General features: G+C 50.9%; 11 protein-coding genes. 6 read left to right on the top strand and 5 right to left on the bottom strand.

The window, feature by feature from the left end; translation table 11 throughout:
* Positions 1–59: 59 nt before the first annotated feature.
* A complete protein-coding gene (locus MWU63_RS12310; RefSeq protein WP_247078065.1) occupies positions 60–791 on the bottom strand; it encodes a hypothetical protein in 732 nt (243 codons plus the stop codon).
* Positions 792–1,320: 529 nt separating this feature from the next.
* On the opposite strand from MWU63_RS12310, the gene MWU63_RS12305 reads away from it, so the two are divergent.
* Positions 1,321–1,953, top strand: a complete 633-nt coding sequence (locus MWU63_RS12305; protein ID WP_247078063.1) for a hypothetical protein — start codon at positions 1,321–1,323, stop codon at positions 1,951–1,953.
* A gap of 270 nt (positions 1,954–2,223) precedes the next feature.
* Positions 2,224–3,501 carry a beta-ketoacyl-ACP synthase II gene (gene fabF, locus MWU63_RS12300; protein ID WP_247078062.1) on the top strand — a complete coding sequence of 426 codons (1,278 nt, stop codon included), beginning with the start codon at positions 2,224–2,226 and terminating at the stop codon, positions 3,499–3,501.
* Positions 3,502–3,547: 46 nt separating this feature from the next.
* Here the strand turns inward: fabF and MWU63_RS12295 are convergent, their stop codons facing one another.
* The 3 genes from MWU63_RS12295 to MWU63_RS12285 all read right to left on the bottom strand — a co-directional run bounded on the left by MWU63_RS12295 (position 3,548) and on the right by MWU63_RS12285 (position 5,833).
* A complete protein-coding gene (locus MWU63_RS12295; RefSeq protein WP_247078060.1) occupies positions 3,548–4,465 on the bottom strand; it encodes a PDR/VanB family oxidoreductase in 918 nt (305 codons plus the stop codon).
* 10 nt (positions 4,466–4,475) lie between these two features.
* Entirely contained in the window at positions 4,476–5,390 is a 915-nt protein-coding gene (locus MWU63_RS12290) for a pyridoxamine 5'-phosphate oxidase family protein (protein ID WP_213889861.1), read from the bottom strand.
* A 65-nt stretch (positions 5,391–5,455) separates the two neighbouring features.
* A complete protein-coding gene (locus tag MWU63_RS12285; RefSeq protein ID WP_247078057.1) occupies positions 5,456–5,833 on the bottom strand; it encodes a DsrE family protein in 378 nt (125 codons plus the stop codon).
* A gap of 129 nt (positions 5,834–5,962) precedes the next feature.
* Here MWU63_RS12285 and MWU63_RS12280 point away from each other — a divergent pair, with 129 nt between their 5' ends.
* Positions 5,963–6,526 (top strand): TetR/AcrR family transcriptional regulator, encoded by a 564-nt coding sequence (locus MWU63_RS12280; protein WP_213889866.1) that lies wholly within the window; start codon positions 5,963–5,965, stop codon positions 6,524–6,526.
* Positions 6,527–6,689: 163 nt separating this feature from the next.
* On the opposite strand, the gene MWU63_RS12275 is transcribed toward MWU63_RS12280, so the two are convergent.
* Complete coding sequence (locus tag MWU63_RS12275; protein WP_213889867.1) at positions 6,690–7,271, bottom strand: VOC family protein; 582 nt, start codon at positions 7,269–7,271, stop codon at positions 6,690–6,692.
* A 237-nt stretch (positions 7,272–7,508) separates the two neighbouring features.
* On the opposite strand from MWU63_RS12275, the gene MWU63_RS12270 reads away from it, so the two are divergent.
* From MWU63_RS12270 to MWU63_RS12260, 3 genes are all read left to right on the top strand, one after another.
* Positions 7,509–8,312 carry a metallophosphoesterase family protein gene (locus MWU63_RS12270; RefSeq protein WP_246531736.1) on the top strand — a complete coding sequence of 268 codons (804 nt, stop codon included), beginning with the start codon at positions 7,509–7,511 and terminating at the stop codon, positions 8,310–8,312.
* A gap of 197 nt (positions 8,313–8,509) precedes the next feature.
* Positions 8,510–8,923 carry a GtrA family protein gene (locus MWU63_RS12265; protein WP_213889868.1) on the top strand — a complete coding sequence of 138 codons (414 nt, stop codon included), beginning with the start codon at positions 8,510–8,512 and terminating at the stop codon, positions 8,921–8,923.
* 180 nt (positions 8,924–9,103) lie between these two features.
* A complete protein-coding gene (locus MWU63_RS12260; protein WP_247078055.1) occupies positions 9,104–10,168 on the top strand; it encodes an NAD-dependent epimerase/dehydratase family protein in 1,065 nt (354 codons plus the stop codon).

Below are 10,168 nucleotides of genomic sequence, written 5' to 3'. Positions count from 1 at the left end.
AAAGCCCATGAATATTTGTGATAGCCATCGGATAGTCCCCTATATAACGGTTTTAATGTTTATTTACATAGCCTTGAATATGCGAAACCCGTTTCGTAAAATCTCCAGACATCGCCAAAATAGGTTCGATGACCCGTCTCATCCTTTACAGAGCTCACAACTGCAATGGCACTCTTGCCATCCACGGGTCTGAGCAAAACGAAAACTCGACTTGAATGGCGTGCTACCGCCTCATTCCTACGTGTGGAGACAGATCCATCGGAGTTTGGTGCTTGGCTAGGAACAGAAGCTTCCAGGCCATAACTTATCGCACCGCAAAAGCTAAACGCACCGTTCGACTCGTCCCTTGTCGGTTCTCCGCAAAACGCATATAGTGTGTGGTGGTTATAGCTAGCTCCTTGCAAGAATGTAGTCACAACCACTCTGTCAGGTATTTCGTCGGCATTTATGTCTGCTTCTATCCACGCCAGTTGGTCATAAAGGATGTCGTGAAAACCCAAGACTGGGACGGCACCACTCAACCTAGGGCCTGCAGTTCGTCGTAAACCAAGATCTTCTTCTAGCTTGGGAACCCAATCAAGCCAGCCAAACTCCGTATAGTTAATGTTGAAGAAGTTATCGTTTTCCATCCAGTGAACAATTTCTAAAGGTGGTTTAAACTCGGTTCCTTCGCAGGCGATCTCAAAACCAATTGGGTTTTGGCCAATATCAGCTTCAGCTGCCAATAAAGAAACTGGCACACATAGAGCAATAACAAGCGCCCGCGAGAAAAATATAGTTTGCTTTTTCAAAGTTTTAACCTCCGAATGAAAGGAGTGCTTGAAGAACACATCGCCTAAATTCTACCAGTTCTTGAATCATCATGGCCTATCCCTCCGGCTATTCAATTTTATCGCAACTAAAGAAACGCGGCCAAACTATACCCGCTTGTTCGGCAACTCTATCCTCAGATAGACAACCGACTTGCCCTAGTTCGTGCTCTTCAACAATCTTCCAAAGGCTGCAAACTCGCGGATTCACTCTGCGTTCCTTTGAGTTACGTAGGTCGAGACATTTTCTACTTTAAGAATATCCCGCACCATCAGTTCATCCAAAACACCATTTGCATCAGGGTTCGCGTTGATTACGTACATTATTGCATAATTTCTTACATTTTCAGGTACTTTTAACTGAAGAACTTGCTCCGGTAACAAAATTTATGACATATAATTTTCCTATCAGATTCTACTATTGGTTGATTGAAAATCAAAAAGGATCAATCTGAAATTTAAATTTGCTTCTATTTTTGCACTTGTCCTCTGCGCGGCTCTCGTGAGGCCAGTGCACGCTGAAACCAAACAATATTGTCTGGACACAGAGCCCTATGCGCCGCATGGGCTCATCCTGAAGCTGAGTGGGCAATACTACCGGATTTGTCGCCCGTGGACTGATAATGGAGATTGGCGCCAGCTTATCCTGAGCATAAATCCGGCGTTGGTTCCCGATCTGATGTCGCAACACTCGCCAAGCAACCTCAGGCTTCGTGAAGACACAAGAGATGGTGATTGGTACGCTTTCAGGGCTCGGCTTGACCCGCATGTCGGGACTCGTACCTTTGGCGACGCTGTTTACCAGGCGTATGAATCCGAGATAAGAGGTTCAAACGGGCGTCCTGGCGGCGCGGTATACATTTATTTTCCTGGGGACAACCCAAATTTCCCGAATGTACCAAAGCACCTAGTGACCTGCGGCGGCGAATCCAGGATTGATGAAGGTTGGTCTTTCTCTTGCAATGTCGCACTCCGAAAAGACGGGGTTGTCGCAAGCCTTCTTTTCATTGGAAGCAATGAACGTGGTTTTGCGTACATGGACCATTTTCATGAATTCGCGCAGGACATTGTTCGCGTTCTTGAGGTTGCAAATGTGACAGACGAGATTGATCAACTCTCGGGGTTTCTGGACATCGTGGATTAAGACGTTTCTTACAGCGGCATTTGCAAACCGAGAAATTCAGTACCCGCTTGACGATTAATCCTATCTCTGGCGCCGCGTCACAATAGAACCGCTTTCCGTCTGTCAGAGACTTCAGCAACACAAAGCATTGCCATTGTGGAATTTATCGCTCTTGTTTCTTTACCGTTCGTTCGTTAAAGTATTTAACAATCACGTCATGACGAGGGATCATCCTTCAAACCAAGGATCTCTGGGATCAGGTCGAAGCTTTCTTACTGTAAAGGACAAAATATGACGCGAATTGTCGTGACTGGTATGGGACTGGTAACACCGCTGGGCGTTGGTGTCGAAAACGTTTGGAACCGCATTATTGCGGGCGCATCAGGAATACGCGCAACCCCCCCGGACCTCGCACCAGATATTGCATCCCAGGTCATTGGTGTCGTGCTGGATGCGGCCGAGGATTCTTGCGGCTTTGATCCGCTTGATTGCCTCACTGCAAAAGATTTGCGGAAAATGGACAGGTTCATTCAGTTTACCATCGCCGCAACTGAAGAGGCTGTAACACAAGCCGACTGGAGACCGGAAAGCGACAGTGAAAAGGCGCGAACTGCGACGATCATTGCGTCAGGAGTCGGGGGTTTTCCGGCAATGGCAGACGCCACCCGTCAGGTTGAAATCAGTGGCGCAAAAAGAATTTCGCCGTTCCTCATCCCCTCTTTTCTGGTAAATCTGGCGGCCGGGCATGTGTCAATCAGGCACGGGTTCACGGGGCCAATTGGCGCTCCGGTGACAGCATGTGCTGCGAGCGCTCAGTCCATCGGCGACGGAGCACGAATGATTAGAGCGGGCGAAGCCGAGGTCGCTGTCTGTGGTGGCTCGGAAGCAGGGCTCGACCGGGTTGCCCTGACCGGGTTTGCCGCAGCGCGTGCGCTGGCGAGCGGGTACAACGAAAACCCCACCAGCGCATCGCGGCCTTTTGACCGTGACCGCAGCGGGTTTGTCATGAGCGAAGGTGCAGGCACGCTGATCCTTGAAACACTCGATCATGCCATGAAGCGCGGCGCCACACCGCTGGCTGAAATTGCAGGCTATGGCACAAGTGCCGACGCATACCACATTACTTCGGGCCCGCCCGATGGACATGGTGCAGCGCAGGCGATGAAACTCGCGCTCAGGCAGGCAGGCATTGAACCTCAGCAAATTGATCACATCAACGCGCATGCAACATCGACGCCTGTCGGCGATGCTGCTGAAATAGCTGCCATTAAATCCGTGTTCGGGAAAGACTATCAGGGGGCAATATCTTCAACCAAATCCGCAACAGGGCATACACTTGGCGCTGCCGGTGCGGTTGAAGCGATTTTCACCATTATGGCCCTTAGATCCGGAACCGTTCCACCGACCCTAAACCTCGAAAATCCAGACGAAAACGCCGAAGGCCTCAATCTCATTGGGCCTCACGCCGAGAAGAAAGACATGACATATGCGCTCTCAAATGCCTTTGGTTTTGGCGGCGTAAATGCCTCTACAGTTTTCTGTAAATGGGATGCTGACAAAGAAGTGTAACAACACCTCTGTTAAGTTGGTTGTGGGTTCGGTCACCCACAACCAATCAGATATCAAGCGTGATTTCGCTGCCCTTAACCCAGGACACGCAGGGGCACATCACTTTGCCGCGCTGTTCCGGTGTAAGGCAAACATCTCTGTGGTCAGGGGTGCCTGAAACAAATGCCGTCGCGCAAGAGCCACACTCCCCACGGCGACATTCATAAGAGGCCCAGATTCCGTTCTCTTCGAGAGCTTCCAAAATCGTGGTTCCCGGCACAACGGTGAATTTCATACCTGTTTGCGCCAATTTCACTGTGACCGGTGCATCATCGGGTTTTTGGGTCGCTCCGAAACTTTCGAAGTGGATATTTTCGAAAGCCCACCCAAGCTCCCCCGCCTTTTCGATTGTTGCTTCAATCAAGGGGCGCGGTCCACACACGTAAACCGCAGACTCCTTTGGTGTTTTGCGCAACACATTCTCAAGGTTCAGCGCGGGCTTTGCGCCATCGTCCGTGTAGAGAGATATGGACCCTTCACGCCCCGTTAATGGCAACAACCTTTCAAGGTTGCGCGCCGCATAGTGCACCTCGAACGATTTACCGAGTTTGGTAAGCTTTTCGATCATTGAATAGAAGGGCGTCACGCCAATACCACCTGCAATGATTACACTATGTGCCGCATCAACATCCAGCTTAAACGCATTGAACGGCCCAAATAAAGTTACACCGCTGCCAACCTGCAATTCATCGTGTACGAAAGCTGACCCACCCCGGCTGGGATCGGTTCTGAGCACACAGATCTCATAGCCTTGCCGATCTGAAAGATCGGACGTCAGCGAATAACGCCTAGACAGACCGTTGAACAAAAGCTCGACATGTGCACCGGGTTCAAACTCTGGTAGTGGCCTGCCGTCTGCACATTCCAGACGAAGCCTGACAGTCTCTGCTGCAATCAACTTTTTTTCTCTGACGATCAGATCCATGACCTACCCCTCATGGATTGAAAGGTGACGCATCGAGGTACAGACTCTCGAAGGTGCGGTTCAGTGGCGAAATCGTCCAGTGGGTCGGCCGGAATGTCCACCATCTGCCTGTATTGGCTGTCGCAGCTAGATCTGCGCCGGATTTTAGATCAAGGACGACCTCCCCGCTAAGCCGCAACTGGCGATTGCCTTCGAAGTCCAGAAACACGATGCCCGCACGAGGGTTTGCTGCAAAATTCCCTAAAGTGCCGAACATTGAATTTCCGGGATAGTCTGGAATGCTCAGCGTATCGTTTTGAAGCCTGATAAACCCCGGTTTGCCGCCGCGATGCGAAACGTCAGCGCGGCCACCGGGATATGCGCTTGCCACAAAGAAAGTGTCGGCATCTTTTATCCACTTACGAATCTCGTCTGTCAGGGCTTCGCCTGTTTCTGCCAAAGGCTGCGCAGTGCCTGTATTGACCGGGGTAAGATGCCTGCTCTGAATGTATTTTGGGCAATTGGGATACGCCTCGACCACCGAAAGAACGAGTTTGTTCGATGAGAGGTTCGATACCGTGCCATTCACGCGCAAACGTCGTTTCGTGGCAAGTTCGATGAACAAAGCACCGAGATTGTCACCTGGACGCAGACCCGACAACGACGAAGCCTTATTTGAGGGGCCCGATGCGTCGTCCAACGCCAGCGTTAGTGTCTTGCCAGCCTGGTCTGAAATGGCAAAACCCTTATCCCCCGCAATAAATTCCGCCCAGACGGAACCAGCTTTGTCTTCGCCCCCGACCACGCAGTAGAATTGTTGTGCCAGAAACATCAACGCGTTGCGCGGAATAGCACCTGCGATCAGACGCCCGTGTGCAGCAGCCATCGCACGCTCGCCGGTTAATTCCTGTATTTCGATTTCGCCACGGTGGAATGGTTGTGACATATCAGCCTCCTTCAGTGTCGAATTGGGCGCCACACAGCCTGTGGCGCCCGTCTTTGTTTTTCCGATCAGAACGTTACGATGCGGTAACCTTCATCCAGGTAACGGGACAGATCGATAACGCCCGCTGTGCCTGGAATGGCTTTGTCACCGACCAACTCAAATCCTGCGGATTTCAAATCATCGGTTGCGCCGAAAACTTCAGCGCATCCTTTGCAGGCACCTGCCACGGTGTCTGAAACAGCATTGTAAAGCGCATGGGCTGGGTGCTCTGGGTTGACCAGTTCGCTGGCCCACCGGACGCCTGCACCCTGAAAGATGAGCTCGACTTCCTGTTTCTTATCTTTGAGCTCATAAGCAAGGAACATGGCATTGAAGAGCCGTCCGACCGCCTCTTCCGAGCCTGCTTTGGGGTCGGAATAAACGACGATTGCAGTTTTCGACATAGAATTCTCCTGGGTTGAGTTGACAATTACCGAACGAACGGTAAAAGACAAATGCCTGAGTGGTAAGGTGAGGTCAATATATTTTACCGTTCGTTCGGTAAAATAGTTGTGACAGGAGGTAATTCTGCTATGGGGCGCAAAGCAACCATTGAAGAAAGTGAACTGATGACGCGGCTAAGCCGGGTGTTTCGTGATGTAGGGTATGAAGGTGCCACGCTTACGTCCCTGTCCGCAGAGACCGGGCTGAAAAAAGCCAGCCTTTACCACCGATTTCCCGGTGGCAAAGAACAGATGGCCCGCGAGGTGCTCGAAGATGCTGCAAGTTGGCTCGAGGAAAATTTGCTGTCACCTCTCAGAGGCGACGGGAAACCAGAAGCGCGCATTCGGGCCATGACGCGGAAGCTTGACGAGTTTTACTCTGGCGGGAAACAGGCTTGCCTTTTGAACATGCTGACATCCGCGCGTATTCAGGAAGGGCCTTTCGTTAAACCGATCAAAGATTTGTTCGATTCCTTGATCAGAACTCTCGCGAACCTGTTGTGCGAACACGGGCTTGAGCAGGATGAAGCCCGCCAAAGAGCAGAACGTGCGGTGATGCTCTTGCATGGCAGCCTGGTCCTTTCCCGTGGCACGGGATCGACACAGCCCTTCAAGCGGTTTTTGAAAACTCTTCCAGAAGAATTGATTGGCTAACAAAGACACTTCAGAAAATGAGCTTCAATGGCACCTCCCCTACCCTGCGAGTTGATTTAACCTTCCAATAACGTTGATCTTGGGACAACGCCCGACGAGGTGGTCCAAGGAAAGTTTTGAAAAAGGCCCGGTCCGGCACCAAGTGCCAAAACATGAATCCCTATTAATATGGGTTCTTGGGCGTCCTGTCGTCAGAAAGCGATGCCTGTCTGCGTTCTACTAGCAGTTCGATCGCGTCGGCCAAATGCTCTTCCTGGATATTGTAATCGCCGCGTTCAACACGAAGCTTATGCGCCTGGATCATTACATCGGCATAGCTGCAGCCCATTGGCGGCTCAAACCTGTAAGAGGCTAGCTCAATCAAAAGACCAAGTGGATCTTTGAAATATATTGAATCCATAAACCCACGGTCTTTCGGACCGGAATGTTTGATGCCGCGTTCGTCAAGACGCGTCACCGCCTGCTTGAATGTAGCTTGACTGATCGCGAATGCCAGATGATGGACAGCCCCCGGGTCGGTTGACGTTCGTGTTGAGTCTGGCTTGCGGTTTTCGTTTGTGAAAACAGTGATCAACCGCCCGTCACCGGGGTCAAAGTAGAGATGGCCCTCATTCGGGTTATCCAGGTTTGGCTGATCAAAGATGAAGGGCATGCCCAATACACCTTCCCAGAAATCGATCGAAGTTTGTCGATCTGCGCCAACGATGGTGATGTGATGTACGCCTTGGGTCTGTAGTTTTCGCATGACCATTTCGCCCAATTACTGAATGCCGACAAGCCTAATCCGTTTGTCCTGATCTTGCCAGCATGACCTTCGGCTGGGTTTGACGTTTCACGTATTAGGTTCCTTGTAAAGCGATCCAACCACCCAAAGGCATGGCTGAAAAAAATCATCATGGAATACGATCCAATCATGCTCTAACATTTAGGGCCGACCTTACTGGTTAGCAGATCGCAGGGTTGCGTTATCGCGGAGGCAAGCATGATTAAAGTGCAGGATCTTGGGGTCTTGGATGGCGACGTTCTGTTGTTTGGTGGCCCCTATTCAAATTTAGGCGCCACGCGCGCGTTGATTGCCAAAGCGAAGGCGCTCGGCATTCCGGCGCAACGATGCATTTGCACAGGCGATATCGTTGCGTATTGCGCAAACGCGAATGAAACCGTATCCGAAATCAGGAAATTTGGATGCCCTGTCATCGCCGGGAACTGCGAAAAACAACTTGGAAACAGCGCGCTCGACTGCGGCTGTGGCTTTGACGAGGGAACCACATGTGATCTGTTGGCCGCAGGCTGGTACGCACACGCAAACAACACCGTGAACGCGGATGCGCGCGCATGGATGAACGCATTGCCAGATTTAATCGTGTTCGAACATTTTGGCTGCCGATATGCAGTTATTCATGGCGGCCTTACCAATATCTCCCGTTTCATCTGGTCCACTTCGCCAGAGGAGGTTTTTCGCGAAGAATGCAGTGCAGTAGCGGCCGCCGCAGGACCAGTGGACGTCATCATAAGCGGACATTCAGGAATACCCTTCAGACACGAGATCGACGGGTTTCTCTGGATAAACGCGGGGGTTATTGGCATGCCCCCTCACGACGGTCAGCAAGACACGCGGTATGTCGTGCTCCGTGAAGACGGCGTGTTCTTTAAACGGTTACAATATGATGCAAAGGCAGAATCTGAAGCGATGGTCGCAGCTGGGCTGACGCAGGGATATCATGACTCTCTGTTATCGGGCATATGGCCAAGTGTGGATGTTTTGCCCGATGAGCTACGAGGCTGATCTCGCGGAAATTCGCCTGTAAAAGTTAAAACGCCCTGCCCCAATGGTAAAAATTCATCAGCTTCCTGCCATTGCTATTCGTGTGAACTATGGTGAAGCAGCAACGCTGCTGTATTGATATCGGTCAAAATCCAACTTGCTGGCGGGTCTAGGTAGATTTTGTTCTAACGTATGAGAAGTTTTGAGGGAAAGCAGCATTGGGAAAATGGCAACTGATACTTCGCTATGCGGTTTTTGCTGCTATGGCCACGGTGGCAAACCTTGCGGCGCAACGGCTTGTTCTGAAAACGGTGACTGCTGACCTCCGGCTCGCACTCGCGATTGGTGTTGGGACCATTGTTGGGCTTATCCTGAAATATATTCTCGACAAGCGCTGGATATTTTTTGACACAACCAGCGGAACGGCAACCCATGCGAAAAAATTTACGCTTTACACAGTGATGGGAATTTCAACAACCTTAATTTTCTGGGGTGCTGAAACCGCTTTTTGGATGATCTGGAAAACCGATGCTATGCGCGAGGTTGGTGCAATTCTTGGCCTGATCGTTGGCTATGTCGTTAAGTACAATCTGGACCGCCGATACGTGTTTCAGGATAGCTCCGGTCACTGAATTGGCGTTTAAGTTTCAATTCACGAAAAATGAAACCAGTAAGCCCGGTATCTTCATTTCGTGATCAATACCTTGCATGTTTTGATTTGCGTCAAGTGCCGAGACCTAGCACCATTCTAAGGTGCAATTGAGATAAGCTTCCGCATTGCGGGAACTTAGCAGAGATCGGCACAGACGGGCATGGCCCGGTATGAAATGACGGAGGCGACCTTGAACTACCTGATAACAGGCGGCGCCGGGTTTATGGGCATAAACCTCATCCGGTACCTGCTTGCGCGCGGACATCAGGTTCGGAGCTACGATATAGCCCCGTTCGATTACCCGGAGGCAAACGAGATCTCCGTTCTTCAGGGCGACATCAGGGATCGTTCAATACATCAGCAGGCCTTTGAGGGCGTGGACATCGTCGTTCACTGCGCAGCGGCTCTGCCGCTCTGTAGCCGAGAAGAGATCATGTCGACAGATGTCGAAGGTACACGCAGACTTTTGGACACTGCCGAAAAGGAGAAGATTGACCGGTTCATCCATATTTCGTCCACCGCTGTTTACGGCGTTCCGGACCATCATCCGTTGTTTGAAGATGACAGTTTGATCGGCGTCGGCCCATACGGAGAGGCCAAGATTTTAGCTGAGCAGGTGTGCACTGAGTTTCGCGATAAAGGACTTTGCATTCCTGTTTTGCGTCCAAAATCCTTTATCGGTCCGGAACGCCTTGGTGCATTCGAACTGCTTTATGACTTTGCCTATAACCGCCACAATTTTCCGGTTCTTGGATCAGGCGACAATCGATATCAGTTGCTTGATGTCGAAGATTTGTGTGAGGTGGTTCAGCTTTGTGCAAATAAAGACCAAAGTGCTGTCAACGATGTATTCAATGTGGGGGCCGCGCGCTTTGGAACGTTGCGCCAAAGTTTTCAGGCGGTGCTTGATCGGGCGGGCCATGGCAAGCGTATAATTGGTTTGCCACTGACACCGGCAATCTGGACGCTACGGGTGCTGGAAGCGCTACATCTCTCACCGTTATACCAATGGATTTATGAAACAGCCGGGAAAGAGAGCTTTGTCGGCATAGACAAGCTCGTTGACCGTTTCGAATTTACCCCGAAGTACTCAAACGAAGAGGCATTAATTCGAAATTTCGATTGGTATGTCGCCAACCACGACCGAATTGCTAATGCGACTGGCGTGACACATCGTGTCCCTTGGAAAAGGGGAGCATTGCAGGTGGCTCGCTATGTATTTTGA

The sequence above is a fragment of the Pseudohalocynthiibacter sp. F2068 genome, from assembly GCF_023015645.1.
GTDB lineage: Bacteria > Pseudomonadota > Alphaproteobacteria > Rhodobacterales > Rhodobacteraceae > Pseudohalocynthiibacter > Pseudohalocynthiibacter aestuariivivens.
The sequence above is the reverse complement of the archived record's forward strand: the minus strand, read 5'-3'. Positions and strand labels throughout refer to the sequence as shown.